Here is a 17,180-nt window from a genome sequence, read left to right as displayed (position 1 = left end):
CATGTCTAAAAAAACAATTTACTTTTTATGTACAGGAAACTCTTGCAGAAGCCAAATGGCAGAAGGCTGGGCAAAAAAATATCTAAGTGATGAATGGAACGTTTACAGTGCTGGTATAGAAGCCCATGGATTAAACCCAAACGCTGTAAAGGCCATGAAAGAGGCAGATCTCGATATTTCCAATCAAACATCAGATGTGATTAATCCTGAAATCTTAAATAATGCAGATTTAGTAGTTACTTTATGTGGCGATGCTGCTGATAAATGTCCAATGACACCTCCAACGGTTAAACGTGAACATTGGGGATTTGATGATCCAGCTGGAAAAGAGTGGTCAGAATTTCTGCGTGTTCGTGATGAAATCGGTGAACGAATTAAGCAATTTAGTAAAACAGGGAAATAAGAAAACGCCTTTTAACAATTTTTATATTATAGGACAGAAGTGAAAAAGCTAAAGATAATTTCAACCATTGATCGTATTTGTTAACTTATAAAAAGTGTTAGCATTAACAGATTATATATAAAGGTAACTGAATATAGGATTAATATATTAAGGGGACGTAGCTGTAAAGGAAATATAGATATTAGTGGATTACTAGTTTAAATAGTTAAACTTTGAAAGGAGCTCGATTTAAGTGTAAAATCGTGCTCTCTTCACTTAAATTTCTCGTTCTTCTTCAATTTTGAGCATTTCTTCATCTATGATGTCAACTAATTCTTGAATACTAAACATATATAGAACAACCTCTTTGTCAGAATCTTCGATATGAATTTCAGCTTGAATCCTTATTTTTGTAGGTTGTCCTTTATAGATAACATGAAAGATTCCAATTTTTTTTACTTCGTTGTCTTCTTTCATAGAGTTAATTTCAGATTGAATAGTGCTGATTTCGTCCTGACTAAAACCCGACTCTAATATTGAGGTTGATAAACGTTTTAAAAAAGGTTCAACTTCTTCGAGATCAAAATTTATTCCAGCTGCAAATGGTGCTTCTTCGTAGTCGTTTGGATCGTTCTTTTTGTTAATCACAAATAGTTCCTCCAATTCTAAGTATTAATAAGAACATAAATAATCAATATCTATTAGTATGCTTGGCTGCTCTTTCTTTAATTATGCTACAAGATGCTTTTAAATAAGAAATAATAAAAAATAAGGTGAAATGAAATCTATCAATCGGACACAATTCAAGTAAATGAAAAGTGTCTTTTTTTATGATCAATTTTCAAAAGTTGTTTTGCTTATTTGAACCAAAACGGAAAAATGACTAGCAGAACCAAATTGTAAATAAAAAAGCCTCCTTGAAGGAGACTCATATTATTTAACTGTTTGGTTTGCCAGGAGGGTAAAAATAAGGTGGTACCTTGAGCCAACATCGTTTTTTCATAATGGATTTTTAGAATAGCACCATATCTCATCGCTTCAGTTTGAAATTCAAAGAACATTAATCCAACATCGTTTCTTACGGATTGGGCTGCACCTGTCGCGCATATTGAAATTCCTGCGGCTAACTTGGCACCTACTAAATTGGAGATTTCTGAGTCAGTCATTTTTGCTCCCAATGGAATAGCACTTGGATCAGATAAAGGCTTGGGTTCAGAAGTAGGAGGTAAGGGGATACCTTCTTGTTGAAGAAACTCCTTAAGTCTTGTAGCTTGTGAACTAGCACCAGCCAATGTTTTATGAAGTAACTCGTTTAGCTCTTTATCTTCGGTTGTGTTAATAGCAAGTTGCTCAAGCGCAACTGATTCTTCTAAGACGGTTAAATAAGTCCAACATGACATTACTTCGCCGACATGTAGAGCTGTTTTAGGTTCATCGTCAAATAGACTATGTATAACCTTCATCATTGCTTCGAATGCATGTTTTGGCATAGTGATCACCTCCACCTTTATTCTTGACATTTAGCAAAGTTTTTAAAACCGAAAAACTATGACTATAATGTGAAACGTTTTGTATTCATGTTTTGGTAAAGTGTCTTAATATTAATCCAAATGGGAGATTAAAGATTCAGAAAATTGTATTGACTCTCAACTTTTAGTACATTAAAATGAAAAACAAGTCATCTAGATGTATAGATGTATAGATGTATAGATGAAACAGAATGATTGTTATTTAAATTAATCCTAGGAGGGGGAGCATGAGTAATTTTAATACTCAAATTCCAAAGTACGTTCAAATTGCTAATAGGTTAAGAAAAAAAATAGAAGAAATGTACAAAGAAGGACAAGAAAAATTTTTAAGCGATGATGAACTAATAAAAATGTTCGATGTCTCTAGAATGACGATTCGGCAGGCAGTTCAATTACTAGTAGATGAAGGTCTTTTAAACCGTATTCAAGGAAAAGGCACATTTATTGTTCGAAAAGACAAATTAAAAACAGATATTGCTAAATTAGATAATTTTTTTCGTGGCTGGTACTTAAAAAACTTTACTGTCAAGTTGCTATATAGGGGATCTGTGCCTTGTCCAGAAGGAATAGATGAAAAATTGGGAGTAAAGCCTGGTGAAGAGGTTTATCAGGTAAAACGATTACGTCTATCAGAGGGCATACCAGTTGTAATCGATAACCGGTACCTTTTAAAAAAGTATGGTGAACAAATTACTGATGAGGAATATATTAATTATTCTTTCTCACATTTATTTTTAAATAAATTTAATATGGCCCTTTCTGAAGGAGAAATTGAAATAGAAGCAGTTCTTGCTAGTGAAGAGATTTCAAACATTCTGGGTGTTTCTGTCGGATCTCCAATTTTATATAGAAGTGTTGACTTAAAAGTAAAAAGTGATTGTGTTTTAACAGGTGCATCTTCCTATCGTGGGGACATGTACAAATACAAATCAGTATTAAGTTTAGAATAGAGATCGTAGTCATTTTTAAACTAAATCTATAGCTCATCATTATTTTGTAAGGGCTTCCATTTGTGTTTTATGAACAATAAAAAACTATCCAGGAGATGCCAAATAAGAAGTAATTGAAAATGAAATTTTTTTTACAGTCACTAGCGAAAAAATGTAACAAATCTTTTCACTATCACTATACTCAGTAAAAAATTAGATTAATACAAATGATTGTTCTATCAAGGGGGAGGAAATTTATGTTCTATTCTATTTTAATAATACTAGCTATTATTATCGCAATATATCTAGGGGAAAAGCTAGACATTAATACCGGTTTAGTTGCTTTAGCATTCGCTTATATTATTGGTTGTTTTGTTTTGGGGATGCCTATTAATGATTTATTGGCAACATTTCCAACCAAACTATTCTTAGTAATTTTCACGTTAGCGCTCTTCTTTAATTTTGCAGTAGTAAATGGTACTTTAGAGAAAATTGCTCATTTATTACTTTATAGATTTCAAAAACAAACAAAATGGCTACCTTTAATTTTGTATTTTATTACAGCGTTGGTTTCAGGAATGGGTGCTGGTTTCTTCACATCTGTGGCAGTTATGGGTGCGATTGCAATGGCATTATGTAAAACATCAGGAATGAATAAATTGCACGCTTCCTTCGCCGTTTCATTAGGTTCGCTTTCTGGTGCAAATTTCATGTATAGTGCTCATGGGGTACTCTTTAACTCTTTATTAAGTGAAACAGCTGTTGCAGACCTCGCGAATGTTCTGACAAGGGATATCTTTGTTGTTTCATTTATCTATCCAATATTTATCATGTTGTTCTTGATGATTTTTGATAGAAAAAACAGTCAAATTGCTGAATTGAATATTGAAAAACCAGAAGGATTTACAAAAAAACAAAAACTAAATATATCTTTAATCATTCTTCTTATGGTAATTGTATTAGGAGTGCCAATGCTATCTACATTTATGAAAGAGAATGAAATGATTCAGTTTATTAACCAACGTACGGACATTACGTTACTAGCAGTTGTATTTGCAATTCTTGCATACATACTAAAATTAGCCGAGGACAAACCTAAAGAAGTTATGGCAAGAGTACCATGGAATACTTTATGGCTCGTGTCAGGGGTAGGAATGTTAATTGATGTTGCCGTTGAAGCGGGAACAATCGATTTATTAGCCTCTATGATTAATAATATGCCATCCTTTATTGTTCCGATTGCTGTGGCAGTTATTGCTGGTATTATGTCAATCTTTAGTAGTACTTTGGGGGTTGTGGCACCACTTATGTTCCCAATGATTGCTGGTATTGTAGGTCCTACAGGCTTCAGTCCTTCGTTAATTGCGGTTGCTATTATAATTGGCGCCCAATCATCAGCATTAGCGCCATTCTCTACAGGTGGTAGTTTAATCCTTGGTAACAGTGGTTTAGACGAAGAAGAATCCAAGAAATTTTATAATGATTTACTTTATAAAGCAACGCCATTAGGGATAGGGTTTGCTATTGTTGCGACATTGATTTTAATGTTTATTTTATAGGAGATAATTATGCAAAAAATATTTGACGCTCATTTTCATATTATTGATCCAAAGTTTCCTCTTGTAGAAAATCAAGGATTTGTGCCTGATTATTATACAGTGAATCATTATTTAAAGGAATTAAAGGAAATGTCGATTGAAGTAACTGGTGGAGCCATTGTGTCAGGCTCATTTCAAGGGTATCATCAAGATTATTTTGCAGAGGCAATTTCACAATTAGGCAAGAATTTTGTGGGGATTACTCAACTTCCATTCGATACAACCGATGAAGAAATTTTCAAATTAAACGATGTCGGAATAAAAGGAATAAGATTCAACCTATACAGAGGCTTATCTGCTTCACCAAAGGAAATTAAAGAGCTTTCAGAGAAAGTTAATAAATTATGTAACTGGAAGACAGAACTTTATCTTAATTTGCAAACAATTGATAGTGAATTAGAAAAACTAATTTTTACTTTACCAAAAGTATCCATTGATCATCTAGGCATGCATAAGTGTTCAATAGATCAGTTGAAAAAAATTGTGAATGCAGATATTCCTATTCGTTTGACAGGCTTTGGACGGATTGGCTATGAACGTGATGAAGTCAGAGAATTAATTCCCATATTATATAGAGAAAACCCAAGTTCCCTTATGTTTGGCAGTGATTTGCCTTCAACACGAGCAAACTATCGATTCTCATCTAATGATATTGAATTAATTAAAGAAACAGTAGGTAAAGAAGCGCAAGATCGAATTTTCTTCCGAAATGGGGAAAAGTGGTACCTCGATCAATAACTTGAACAAGATTATATATTGCTGCTTAAACTATGCAACATCATTTAATACATGATTCCTGATATTTCCTTATAGTGGTCAGTTAAAAGATAGATTCGTAACTGATTACTATAAGGGGATTTTTTTATTTGGAAATGGGTGCTACTACAAGTGTTACTTTACTTAATGAAACTGACGCAAAAAGATAATGTGTCTGTTTTTTATAATAGCAAAGGAATGGCTAGAGTGTTTTAGGTGAATACAATTGTATTTTTGTTGCAAATGCAACAAAAATACGGTAAATTTATTTTATCATTTTAATTGTAATGGCAACAAAATAAAGTGTATAAGAAACAAAGTGTTCCTCGTCGATTGCTAGTTCAGTAGAGAGTATTATTTTCTAATAAGGGGATGTGAAGAAATGAATATAATAATAAAAAGATGTAACCGTGAAGATCTACAAACACTTCAAGAAATAAGCATTGAAACATTCAATGCTACGTTTAAAGATCAAAATTCACCTGAAAATATGACAGCCTATTTAGAAAAAGCATTCAACGTAAATCAATTAGAAAAAGAATTATTTAATACATCTTCGGAATTCTTTTTTGTTTCTGTCAATCATGAAGTAGCAGGCTATTTAAAGCTCAATACAAATGAAGCCCAGTCAGAACCAATGGGCGAAGAAGCACTTGAAATAGAGAGAATTTATATAAAGAGCGAATTTCAGAAACATGGGCTAGGTAAAATCCTATTTAATCGAGCAATCGAAATTGCACGAGAACAAAATAAAAACAAAATTTGGCTAGGTGTGTGGGAAAAGAACGACAATGCTATCGCTTTTTATAAGAAATTAGGATTTATAGAAACAGGTGCCCACTCATTTTATATGGGTGATGAAGAACAAATGGACTTAATCATGATCAAAACACTTCAGTGATTTTTTAACCTTTACAATTCCTCGATCTTGGACCAAGATTGTCCAAATGATATGAAAAAGGAGCCTACAACAATGTAGACTCCTTTTTTGTGTTGACTTTTATTACTTGTTGAATCGAAAATCACCTTTTTCTTTTATTGGGCAAAGCTTTTAAACATCGAACAATTGAGATGTCGGGTTGATTACTAGTTGTAGCGATGATGTTTTATCGGATAAGTTGTAGTTGTATTAGAACAATTAACTTGAACAATCATATATTATGTTGTGTAGTGCATCTTTAGTTGTCTTAATAAAAGATCCATGTAACCCAATAAAATAAAACGACTAATGTAAAAATAACGGTAGGTGGAATCACAACGATGGTTACTTTAATATAATCCCACCATGTCACCCTGACCTTTCCGTTTCTAACGATGTGCATCCACATGAGTGTGGCAAGCGTACCCATAGGAAGTAATAATGCACCCATGTCACTTCCGATTACGTTAGCCAAATAGGCAACTTTCAATTCAATAGCGTCAAGAGGCATATTTGTTAGTGTAGTTGTTCCAATCATAAGCGCGGGATGGTTGTTAAAAATATTAGATAAAACGGTAAGCAGGACACCCATTAAAACACTAGTGTTTAGTAAGTTGTCACTTACCATTGGACTCATCACATGAATTAACCAGTCTGATAATCCGATATTATTGAGTCCATAAATAATTACATACATACTAAAGGCAAATAAAATAATATACCAAGGTGTTTTTTTGAGCATATCACCTGGAGGTATTTTTAAATAAGCCCATCTCCAACCTAATAAAACGAGTGATCCAAGGATTGCCATGGTTGAAATGGGAAGTCCTAAATAAGAGGCAATGAAGAGACTACAACGAACCCCAAAAACAAAAAGAAGTACGTTTCTCATAAATCGAGTACGATCTTTCGCAGAATTTCCAAAAGCCGTTTGATTGATGGGATGATAAGAAGGAAGAGTCATCCCTGTTACATTTGTAGGAACAGTCTTTGGTAAGGTTTTTCTGAAATATAAAAAAAGTAAACAAACTAGTAATAATAAACCGAGTGTTGCAGGGACAAACATCATTGCTGTTTGTGAATATAAACTCATATCCACAATTTTTAATGAAATAAGATTAACGATGTTACTAACACCAATTGGAGCGCTGGACGCTGTTGCAATTAACCCTCCCGATAATAGATAGGGGATTTTTTGATGATTTTTTAAGCCCATATTGTTTAATAGCATAATGAGGATTGGTATAGCTATTAAAATACTTCCGTCATTGTTGAAAAAGAGGGTCATGAAAAAGCATAAAAGGTTGACATACCAAAATAATCGAATACCAGACCCTTTTGCTTTTTCGGCGAGCTTCTCTGCTACCCAGTTAAAGAACCCAAAGCTTTCTAACACAATGGCCATGGCAATAGTAGCAATAATCGTAATCGCAGCATCACTGATCGTTTGAGTAATCGTGAGGAGATCTTGCATTGATACACTGCCAAAAAGTATTATAATAATCGCACCGGCTGTAGCGGGGATTGCTTCGTTCATATTTCTAGGCCGCCATAGAATGAAACCTAGAGTAACCAAAAAGGTGAGAATGGTTATTATCGCTATTGGTTGCATAGAATTTTCTCCTATTCTTAATGTCATCTATTCAATTTCCTGGAATAGTTAATCTAGCAAAATAGAATTTGGACCTTTCACCTCCCTTCATCAAATTTGTGCTGCTGCTATACTTATAAATATGTGAAAAACGTGAATTCCCTTGGTTTAAAACCTAAATATATCAAATAGAAACGCATACCTTTTAACACGTTTTAAAGCCTTTTTCAGAAGGCTGTGAAAATTAAAAAATGCATGAATTCAAGTGGAAACTGAATTCATGCATTTTCTTTCATAGATAAATGTATTATGTTTTGATTTTGTAAGATATTTGATAGAAAAAAGTTTTAATGGGACGTCTAAAAAATGAAATTTAAGAATTCGGTGGTCCGCTCACTTATAAAATGTCCTTCTAAACTTGCCGCTGTCTACAGTGTTAGGCAACCGGTTTTTAGCACTTATTAATGGTGATATCATTACCCGGGTAACTACTTATGTCCCAGCCTTATTCCATCTATTGAACCACTAATTATTAAACGGGGAACATTAATCGGGTAGCCAGAATATCTTAAAGTAGGATTCTCTATTTTCATGCCAATTTGGATAGTATTGCTTAACTATTACTTTAGTAAATTAGATATTGCATAATATGGAGGTGAATTTGATTATGGCATTCCAAAATTTAAATAAAGAAATTACTGTCATTGAACTCTTGGGAGGAAAAGTACTAAACGGTTCAGTGATTGAATTGGGTAGTGATCTGATTGTCATTTATGATGGATTGAATTTTGTTTATATACCAATTGACCATATTAAATCATTGGAACTAGACGCTGATAATGAAAATAATATTCAGCAACCATCTGAAAGACCATCATTTATTTCGAATGTGTCGAACAAGGATCTAACGCTTACAAATATTCTTACTCGAGCAAAAGGAATGCACGTGGAGATTTTTGTAACGATAAACAAATCACTACATGGGGTTATTACGTCAGTGTTGGACGATTATTTTGTTTTTGAGTCTCCGATTTACAAAACGATGTTCATTTCAACTCAACATTTGAAATGGCTAATTCCATACATTAAGGATCAGTTCCCATACGGACTAAGTGAAAATGAATTTTTAAGTTTATCAAAGATTAAAAATCCATCACTTATTAATAATTTCATCTCTCAAATTGATCAACTTAAAAATCAACTCGTTGTCTTAAATCTTGGAGAAGAATCTTCTCATATCGGTCGAATTAAAAATATAAATGGTCAAATTATTGAGATTCAAAATGGGAAATCCAGATCGACCTATCTCAACCTCAACCATATTAAAATTGTTCATCAAGTGTAATAAAAACGATGCACTCAGATAAGGAGTTTTTTAAAGGCTCCTTGTCTGAGTTTTTTGCGAAGAAGGACTAGTAAAAAGTATTTTGTAAGATGCCTAGCACTTTTCTATCACCGAAACACTCACCAAAATCATTTCCCTATTTCTTTCTATAAGATAAATATTCTAAAAACCTCTTAGCTGCAAGGGAAAGTGACTTTTGTTCTCTCATAGCAATTCCAATATTTCGATAAGCAGGTACTTCAAGTTCTTTTGCGAAAATTTGGTATGGAATCCGTTGTAAAATGAGTTCTGGTAATATACTAATTCCCAGCCCGTTTTCCACCATCGACATAATGGCATAGTCATCCCATGTTGTAAAAGAAATTTGTGGTGAGATTTGGTGCTTCTCGAATATCTCAGAGATTTCTGCTTTTGCTCCTTTTTCTAATAACATAAATGGACTGTTCACCAATTCGTTGACTGGAAATTGATTGCAATCAGCCAGTGGGTGATCTTCAGGAATAACTACGAGCAATCGGTCTTGCTCCACAAATATTGTTTCCATTTCTGCATTTGTCGGTAGTCGCAAAAATCCAAAGTCGACCCGTCCTTCGATAATCCAACTTTCAATCTCCGTATAATCTCCTAACAGCATTTCAAAATCAATTCCAGGATAGTCCTTCCTAAAGTACTTAATTATATTCGGTAGCCAGTGGGTTGCCACACTTGAAAATGTTCCAATCCGAATGATCCCTGACTCGATATCATGTAAGTCCTCAATCTGCATCATTAACAATTCATGCTCATTACAGATTCGCTGTAATTGGGGCAGTAATTTTAAGCCGTCAGAAGTTAAAGTGATCCCGGCACGTCCTCTTTCGAAAAGAGTAATTCCCCACTCTGATTCTAAATCGTTGATCATCCGGCTAATGCCTGACTGGGTATAGTTTAATGCGTCAGCAGCTCTTGTAAAACTCCCATATTCCACTGCTTTAACGAAGGCCATATATTTTTGGATATTCATATTAGTCCGCCCTTACATTCCATTTTGTTATGTTAGACATGAGAAACATTCAAATTTGTAATACATATGAGTATGCTATGCTATTACTTATTGAAAATCAAGTTTGAAAGGGGAGTATATGTATTGAAGGTTTATGTACTGGAAATTTCACCTGACAGCGTTCAATTCCATATAAATTCTAGTAATTATGGAGAGAATATATGAAAAATGCCTATTTTAAATATGTCGTTGCATTGCTTCTATTTGGTTCAAATGGAATTGTTGCAAGTTACATAGTATTGAATAGTTATGAAATCGTTTATTTACGGACTTTAATTGGGAGCATATTTTTAATTTTCGTATTCGCACTGGCTAAGCAGAAAATGCAGTTTTGGAAAAATAAATCTCACTTGCTGTATTTGTTGATTTCTGGTGTAGCGATGGGAGCAAGTTGGATCTTTTTATTTGAGGCATTTGCACAAATTGGTGTAAGTATTGCCACGCTTGCTTATTATTGTGGCCCGGTCATCGTCATGATTCTTTCGCCACTATTATTTAAAGAAAAGATGACAAGCGCTAAAATACTAGGATTTCTAGCAGTGATAATTGGAATGGTTTGTGTAAATGGGCAAGCTTTTGCAGAGGGCAAAATCTCCATGGGATTGATTTTCGGAATCTTATCGGCCTTCATGTATGTCATCATGGTGGTATTCAATAAAAAGGCAATTAGCATAACAGGACTTGAAAATGCCACGTGTCAGTTAATGGTGAGCTTTTTAACGGTAGCCATTTTTATGGGATTTAAGCAAGGGTTTTCCGTTGAGATAGTGGAAGGAAATTGGATTCCGATTCTAATATTAGGCATTGTTAATACTGGCATCGGTTGCTATTTCTACTTTTCATCCATTGGTCATCTGCCCGTTCAGTCTGTGTCAATACTCGGATATTTGGAACCTCTCTCGGCATTGATTTTTTCAGCCGCCATCTTAGGAGAAACATTATCTCCTTTGCAAATAGTGGGGGCTGTGTTTATCCTAGGTGGAGCAGCCTATGGGGAGATGTTTCGGTCGAAAAGTAATGACCATAATGAATCGTATAAGGTTAAAAATATGTAAAGAACCGAGGTGATCGAATGCATATCCGACCAGCAAAAGAACTCTTTTTAAAGGGGAATGACAAAGGAATCTTACTCTTGCATTCCTATACAAGTCATACACGTGATATGAAAAAATTAGCAGAGTACTTGAACAAGCAAATAGATTGCACGTGTTATGTTCCATTATTCAATGGACATGGAGAACAGTCAGAGTCACTGTTAACCACAACAATACATGATTGGTGGAAAGATGTACAAGAAGCCTACGATTTTCTACAAACTCAAGGAGTTAAAAAAATTTCGGTTATAGGATTATCAGTAGGTGGAATCTTTACGTTAAAACTTGCACAGGAAAAGCCGATTGATCGACTTATTGTCATGAGCGTTCCAAAAGACCGTACACCTTAACGCTTAAAACAGCGACTCATTGATTATGCAAAAGCATATAAGCAACTAGAAGGGAAGTCTTCAGAAGAGATTGCTAAAGAATTAGTGTCGTTTCAAGAAATGTCGCTCCATTAATTTGAAATGTTCCAACAATTTATTCATCGCACAATGGATCATATTTCGGATATCACATCACCTGTAGCTATCTATAATGGGAACAAGGATGACACTTTGTACGAAGAAAGTGCAAATTTTCTATATGAAAATGTATCCTCAAGTGTTAAGCAGATAAAAGCTTTTCCAAACTCCAAACATTTAATTACTTTAGGAAAAGATCAAGAATCCGTTTTTGATGAAGTGTTGTCTTTTATGAAATGAAATAACTTAAAATATTATTCTGCAATCTGTTATTTTAGAATATTGATTTCCGTTCCGGGGACGCTTTCCGCGGGCGTGGCTTGAGCCTCCTCGTCACTGCGTTCCTGCGGGGTCTCAAGGCTCACGCTTTTCCCGCAGGAAGCTTTGCTCTGTAGCGAAAGGCGCAGCCGTCAGCTACACTCGCCCCTTCACTTCAATCAATTTAACTTATGAGTTATTTTACAAAGCAATTTGCTTAAATTATTCTGTAAAAATAGATTTATCCCGGCTTATCTTTTCAATTTTCGGAATCCCTTCCTAAACTTTATTAAAAGGATTTAAACGAAAGGGGAATATTTTTCTTTTTTTCATACAAATCGTTGATACACGTTGCTAATTGTTGAATTCCAAGATGAATCTTGTTTTCATTTACTTGTGAAATGCAAAGTCGAATGGCTGGCTGATTGTATTCGGCTAAAAACATTCTAGTAGCGTTCTCTACAAAAATATGTTTTTCATGTAATCGGTTTATTAATTGATCGACATTGATTTGTGGGGGCAAAAAGATAGTGAGATAAAAACCGAATTTTGGCTTAGTAAATTGTACATATTCCGGTAAATACAAAGCACAAGCTTCTACCAATAGATTCATTTTAGTTAAGTACAATTTTTTTACACTCTCTAAATGATACTGAAACATACCATTTTTTAAATAGATTTCTAGTGCTCCTTGTGAAAGTGGGGAAGTATTGAAGTCTGCGCTAAATTTATAATGTACAAAGGTAGAAATCATCTTTTCAGGGAGTACTACTGTCGCAATACGTAATCCAGGCAAAAATACTTTCGAAAAACTTTTCACATAAATTACTCTTCCGTTAGGTTCATAGGCAAACAACGGATCGGCTTTTGAATCTGTATCTAATTCTGCTAAAAAATCATCCTCTATAATGTAGACATCGTATTTTTCCGCTAGAGCTACAATTTTTTTCTTCTCTTCATTTGTATAATGATGACCAAGTGGATTATGGCATCTTGGAACGATGTAAAAGAACTTTAGATCATTCGTGCGAAATAAATCCTCAAGTCGTTCAAAATCAATACCGTCCATAGATAAGTCAATTCCTAACGTTGGAAGATGATTTAACCTTAATGTATCAAGCATGCCAAAGTAAGTAGGCTGCTCGATTAATATATTCCTTTTTCCATTTGGAAATGGTAGGGCAGACAGAATATGAAGCGCTTGTTGTGATCCGGAAGTAATGACGATCCGCTCAGGTGTCGTGAACACTTGTAATTGTTGTAAATACTTTGCAAGCTCCCCTCGCAATGAGTAAAGTCCTTGATGATCATTATAAGTAAATAATTGCTCTTTATAATGATCAATCGCTTGGTTCATACAATGCTGAAAATCCTCATATGGCATAATTCGTTGATCGGGCCCAGCAGATAAAAAATCAATCTTTTCATCCGGAGTAGGAGTTTGGAAGTAATCAACTACGTAATAACCGCTTTTAGGTTTTGCATAGACAATATGTTGCTTCTCCAATTCAAGTAAAGCCTTTACAACTGTATTTTTACTACATTGAAATTGTTCAGCAAGCAGTCGTATAGATGGTAATTTATCGCCTGTTTTTAACTGCTTTTCTTCTATTTGTTGCTTCACCCATTCTAAAATACCCCTATATTTTATGGTCATCTAAGCTCTCCTTAGCATCTGTCCCATGACAGATGGTGAATTTACTTCTATAAAAAAGAGTTGAACTTCACTACAATCATCCTAATTAGCTAATTGGTTTTACCATGATTATGAATGACATGTAATGCCTTGTGAAGGGGGAATTTGAATGGAAAGCAATTTAAAAAGAGGGATGTTACTCGGCTTGATTGGGATCATTTGTTTTAGTCTTACATTACCAGCGACAAGTATCGCGGTCCCTTATTTTGGTGCAACAATTGTTGGATTAGGTAGGACAGTCATTGCAGCAATCATCGTCAGTATTATTTTTATCGTTAAAAAAGAATCCTTACCAAATAAAAGACAAATAAAAAGTTTATGCATTGTTGCCCTTGGTGTGGTACTGGGGTTCCCGTTATTAACAACATTCGCCATGGAATCACTGCCGGTATCCCATGGTGCGATTGAATTGGCTTTATTGCCCCTTGCAACTGCTGGCTTTGCAATGATACGCGGAGGCGAGCGACCTTCAAAACGCTATTGGATTGCGAGTATAATAGGTGCGATAACAGTACTAGTTTATGCCGCTTTTTTAGGGCTAGGTCAATTACAAAAAGGAGATATTGCACTACTTATAGCAATTCTAATACTTGGCTTAAGTTATGCCGAAGGGGGAAAACTATCAAAAGAGCTTGGCAGTTGGCAAGTCATCGCTTGGGCAATCGTAATAGGAACGCCATTCTTTATGATCCCGGTTGGCTTAAGTCTATCAGCTGACATGTTACAAGCACCAATTGAAGCTTGGATTAGTTTATTTTACTTAGCTGTAGTAAGCCAGTTTTTAGGCTATGTCGCTTGGTACGGTGGCATGTCTCTAGGAGGGATCGCAAGAGTAGGTCAGATTCAATATTTACAGCCCTTCTTAATGATTGGCTTTTCCGTCATCTTCTTAGGAGAAACCATTACATGGCTAACAATTGTTTTAGCAATTATCGTAGTGATTTGTGTGATTATCGGAAAGGGACAGTAGGGACAGGTACCTCGTCCCATTTCACAAGGGGATACACTTAAAGAATCAAAACGTAGTAATGAGTGTTTGACAGAAAACTAGACTGTAACTATAATGGTTACAAGTTGCGTAATTAGTAACAGTTAATCCTATGAATTTGAAATCTGAATTAAAACGACATCTAATGCAATTTCCAGATAGACTTCAAGAGGAGGAATCAGTGTTGTTAAATGATAAACAAAAAGATTCATTTAATATTAAAGAAGAAAAATCTAACGTAAACTTAACGGAACTAAAAAGTTTTCCGGAATTAACGAGTATAGAGTTTGATGATTCCACAGGTTTTGTCTGTGATGTAAGTACAGGTATTTGTGGGCCGGTAACGGAAAAGAAAGAGGGAGAAAAATGAAAATAACTATTTGGTCAGATTTTGTATGTCCATTCTGCTATATTGGAGAAGCCAATTTAGAAAAAGCATTGGAAAATTTTGAGCATGCGGATGAGGTCGAAATCGAGTACAAGAGTTTCCTCCTTTCACCAGATGCACAATACACACCAGGTAAGGACTACTATCAAGCCTTTTCGGATCTAAAGGGAGTGCCTTTAGAACAATCAAAAGCGATGATGAAACAAGTAGTGGATATGGCATCGAATTCTGGCGTAACGATCAACTATGATATTGCGAAATTTACAAACACAGTTAAAGCACATCATGTCTTCCAATACGCGAAGGAACAAGGAAAAGGCACTGAATTCTTTAAACGCTTTTATAATGCGCATTTTAACGAAGGCGAAGTGTTAAGTGATGAAGAAACGATTGTCCGTTTAGCTAAAGAAATAGGTCTAGATGAAGCAAAAGTAAGAACAATCATCGAAGATCAAGAGTACGCGAATGATGTAACAACAGATCTTGCTGAGTCACGTCGGGTGGGCGTTCAAGGTGTACCTTTCTTTATATTCGACAATAAGTATGCAGCCTCTGGAGCACGACCACCAGAATACTTTAAACAAGTATTAGATAAAGTTTGGGAAGAAAAAGCAAATCAATAACTGTTAAGATGAATCGAAAACCTGAGAGAAACTGTTTTTACAGTGTTCTCTTGGGTTTTTTTAGTCTAATTTGATAATACTTAGTATTGAACTAGCATTACGTATGGTAATCCGAAATACATAATTTGCATCAATTGGGTAGAAAAGTAGGAAGCCTTTCCTAGTAATACATAAAATAAATATAGGGATTAATGGTAGTCGACTGGTTATTTACCTAAGGCTATAATGTAACTTCACATATCGAAATGGCAAACCTTATTGAAAAATGGGGACGCAAAGCCACAGATCTAAGACATCCTTGTTATGATGGCTGGGCTATCGAAGGGAGATCACAATGAAACTTTTTGCAAGAAGAATCATGATTATTTCAATCTTTATCATATTGTTTTCATTATTGGATTTCTTAGATAATACAATTATTCGCCTTTTTAAATTTGAGGATGAGGGGTTATTTGAATTAGTTGTAGATTTCATTAGCCCAATTTTTGAAGTAGCTTTAATGTTTTGGGCTTTGTTTACAGGTAAAAAAGTAATAGATCAAATTCAAAAAGAAGATGAACACTATAAACGTTTAGTCCAATTATCTCCTGAAGCCATTATTATTCATAAGAAAGGGAAAATCCTCTTTATCAATGAAAGTGGCGCAAACCTATTAGGTTTAAGTTCATCAAGTGAATTAATAAATCGAAACATCAATGAATTTGTCCATGATGATTCCAAAGAGCTGTTTCACAATTTATTAGGACAAATAGAAAAACGCCCAAATAGTGAATTCAACCAGCAAATTAAAGTGAGAAGAGTGGATGGTGCGATCATTGACCTAGAATATAAATCAACTAAGATTGATTTCAAAGGTCAATCGGTAAGAGAATTGATCGTCAGAGATATTACAATCCAAAAGAGCGAAATTGAAAATGTAAAGCGCTTAGCATATCAAGATGAGTTAACGGGATTACCAAACCGAAGAGCCATCATGAATCAACTTACTCAGTTGTTGAAAACATCAGAAAAGAATGAACTGAACTTTGGTGTTATGTTTATTGACTTGGATGGGTTTAAACAAGTGAATGACTCGTTTGGTCATGATGGAGGAGACATTCTCCTAAAGCAAGTAAGTGAATACTTTAAAAGATGTGTAGATGGAATGGGGACCGTCGCAAGAGTAGGTGGCGATGAATTTTTAGTAATTCTGAATCAAATTAATCACGATGAACATATAAAGGTTGCAGAAAAGATGATTGAAAGCCTAAGTTCTCCAATGATTATCTTTGGAAAAAAAGCTCGTGTTACTCCAAGTATAGGGATCGCCCTATATCCACAACATGGTCATGAAGTAAGAGAATTAATTAGAAATGCCGACGTGGCGATGTATCAGGCGAAACAACGTGGAAAAAATAATTTTCAACTATTTGGGGGAGGGACATAGGGGACAGGTCCCTTGTCCCACCCAAAAGGTGAGAAAGTGAACCTGCCCCTATTGTCCCTATACGAGAGTAAAATGTTACCCGAGTTGCGTGTGATGTCCTTGGATACGCTCAAAAGTTGTTTACATCCTTATATCGCAGTAGGCGGGAC

The 17,180-nt window shown here is 34.9% G+C and carries 18 protein-coding genes and 1 riboswitch; of the genes, 13 read left to right on the top strand and 5 right to left on the bottom strand.

Annotated elements, in window-relative coordinates:
* Position 1: 1 nt before the first annotated feature.
* Complete coding sequence (arsC, locus tag JOD29_RS10895; protein WP_124764838.1) at positions 2-403, top strand: arsenate reductase (thioredoxin); 402 nt, start codon at positions 2-4, stop codon at positions 401-403.
* Between the two features lie 255 nt (positions 404-658).
* Here arsC and JOD29_RS10890 read toward each other — a convergent pair whose 3' ends face one another.
* Entirely contained in the window at positions 659-1,030 is a 372-nt protein-coding gene (locus JOD29_RS10890) for a hypothetical protein (RefSeq protein ID WP_239585670.1), read from the bottom strand.
* 209 nt (positions 1,031-1,239) lie between these two features.
* Positions 1,240-1,872: a DUF3231 family protein gene (locus tag JOD29_RS10885; protein WP_239585669.1), complete on the bottom strand. Its 633-nt coding sequence runs from the start codon at positions 1,870-1,872 to the stop codon at positions 1,240-1,242.
* A 266-nt stretch (positions 1,873-2,138) separates the two neighbouring features.
* Here JOD29_RS10885 and JOD29_RS10880 point away from each other — a divergent pair, with 266 nt between their 5' ends.
* The 4 genes from JOD29_RS10880 (at position 2,139) to paiA (ending at position 6,095) form a co-directional block, all read left to right on the top strand.
* Positions 2,139-2,861, top strand: a complete 723-nt coding sequence (locus tag JOD29_RS10880; protein WP_124764836.1) for a GntR family transcriptional regulator — start codon at positions 2,139-2,141, stop codon at positions 2,859-2,861.
* A 236-nt stretch (positions 2,862-3,097) separates the two neighbouring features.
* Positions 3,098-4,399 carry an SLC13 family permease gene (locus tag JOD29_RS10875; RefSeq protein ID WP_124764834.1) on the top strand — a complete coding sequence of 434 codons (1,302 nt, stop codon included), beginning with the start codon at positions 3,098-3,100 and terminating at the stop codon, positions 4,397-4,399.
* A gap of 9 nt (positions 4,400-4,408) precedes the next feature.
* Positions 4,409-5,176: an amidohydrolase family protein gene (locus JOD29_RS10870; RefSeq protein ID WP_124764832.1), complete on the top strand. Its 768-nt coding sequence runs from the start codon at positions 4,409-4,411 to the stop codon at positions 5,174-5,176.
* A 400-nt stretch (positions 5,177-5,576) separates the two neighbouring features.
* Positions 5,577-6,095: a spermidine/spermine N(1)-acetyltransferase gene (paiA, locus tag JOD29_RS10865; protein WP_124764830.1), complete on the top strand. Its 519-nt coding sequence runs from the start codon at positions 5,577-5,579 to the stop codon at positions 6,093-6,095.
* Between the two features lie 286 nt (positions 6,096-6,381).
* Here paiA and JOD29_RS10860 read toward each other — a convergent pair whose 3' ends face one another.
* The gene (locus tag JOD29_RS10860) at positions 6,382-7,725 is read right to left on the bottom strand and encodes an arsenic transporter (RefSeq protein ID WP_124764828.1); all 1,344 of its coding nucleotides are present in this window, start codon (positions 7,723-7,725) and stop codon (positions 6,382-6,384) included.
* A gap of 646 nt (positions 7,726-8,371) precedes the next feature.
* On the opposite strand from JOD29_RS10860, the gene JOD29_RS10855 reads away from it, so the two are divergent.
* Positions 8,372-9,049, top strand: a complete 678-nt coding sequence (locus JOD29_RS10855; RefSeq protein WP_124764826.1) for a DUF2642 domain-containing protein — start codon at positions 8,372-8,374, stop codon at positions 9,047-9,049.
* A 136-nt stretch (positions 9,050-9,185) separates the two neighbouring features.
* On the opposite strand, the gene JOD29_RS10850 is transcribed toward JOD29_RS10855, so the two are convergent.
* Positions 9,186-10,052 (bottom strand): LysR family transcriptional regulator, encoded by an 867-nt coding sequence (locus JOD29_RS10850; protein WP_124764824.1) that lies wholly within the window; start codon positions 10,050-10,052, stop codon positions 9,186-9,188.
* A gap of 200 nt (positions 10,053-10,252) precedes the next feature.
* On the opposite strand from JOD29_RS10850, the gene JOD29_RS10845 reads away from it, so the two are divergent.
* The 3 genes from JOD29_RS10845 to JOD29_RS10835 all read left to right on the top strand — a co-directional run bounded on the left by JOD29_RS10845 (position 10,253) and on the right by JOD29_RS10835 (position 11,892).
* Complete coding sequence (locus tag JOD29_RS10845) at positions 10,253-11,146, top strand: DMT family transporter (RefSeq protein ID WP_124764822.1); 894 nt, start codon at positions 10,253-10,255, stop codon at positions 11,144-11,146.
* Between the two features lie 17 nt (positions 11,147-11,163).
* Positions 11,164-11,535 (top strand): alpha/beta hydrolase, encoded by a 372-nt coding sequence (locus JOD29_RS10840; protein WP_124764820.1) that lies wholly within the window; start codon positions 11,164-11,166, stop codon positions 11,533-11,535.
* Between the two features lie 120 nt (positions 11,536-11,655).
* Entirely contained in the window at positions 11,656-11,892 is a 237-nt protein-coding gene (locus tag JOD29_RS10835; RefSeq protein WP_205101667.1) for an alpha/beta hydrolase, read from the top strand.
* Positions 11,893-12,199: 307 nt separating this feature from the next.
* Here the strand turns inward: JOD29_RS10835 and JOD29_RS10830 are convergent, their stop codons facing one another.
* Complete coding sequence (locus JOD29_RS10830) at positions 12,200-13,567, bottom strand: aminotransferase-like domain-containing protein (RefSeq protein WP_124764818.1); 1,368 nt, start codon at positions 13,565-13,567, stop codon at positions 12,200-12,202.
* A 148-nt stretch (positions 13,568-13,715) separates the two neighbouring features.
* Between JOD29_RS10830 and JOD29_RS10825 the strand changes: the two genes are divergently transcribed.
* The 4 genes from JOD29_RS10825 (at position 13,716) to JOD29_RS10810 (ending at position 17,031) form a co-directional block, all read left to right on the top strand.
* Positions 13,716-14,576 carry a DMT family transporter gene (locus JOD29_RS10825; RefSeq protein ID WP_124764816.1) on the top strand — a complete coding sequence of 287 codons (861 nt, stop codon included), beginning with the start codon at positions 13,716-13,718 and terminating at the stop codon, positions 14,574-14,576.
* A gap of 202 nt (positions 14,577-14,778) precedes the next feature.
* Positions 14,779-14,964 (top strand): hypothetical protein, encoded by a 186-nt coding sequence (locus JOD29_RS10820; RefSeq protein WP_124764814.1) that lies wholly within the window; start codon positions 14,779-14,781, stop codon positions 14,962-14,964.
* Positions 14,961-15,605, top strand: coding sequence for a DsbA family oxidoreductase (locus JOD29_RS10815; RefSeq protein WP_124764812.1), 645 nt, complete (start codon positions 14,961-14,963; stop codon positions 15,603-15,605). The genes JOD29_RS10820 and JOD29_RS10815 overlap by 4 nt, the downstream gene beginning before the upstream one ends.
* 237 nt (positions 15,606-15,842) lie before the next feature.
* Positions 15,843-15,928: riboswitch (cyclic di-GMP riboswitch) on the top strand.
* Between the two features lie 11 nt (positions 15,929-15,939).
* Positions 15,940-17,031, top strand: a complete 1,092-nt coding sequence (locus JOD29_RS10810; RefSeq protein ID WP_124764810.1) for a diguanylate cyclase domain-containing protein — start codon at positions 15,940-15,942, stop codon at positions 17,029-17,031.
* Positions 17,032-17,180 lie beyond the last annotated feature (149 nt).

Origin of the sequence: Lysinibacillus composti (assembly GCF_016908465.1) — a bacterium.
Classification (GTDB): Bacteria; Bacillota; Bacilli; order Bacillales_A; family Planococcaceae; genus Ureibacillus; species Ureibacillus composti_A.
This window is presented reverse-complemented; position numbering and strand designations above follow the sequence as displayed.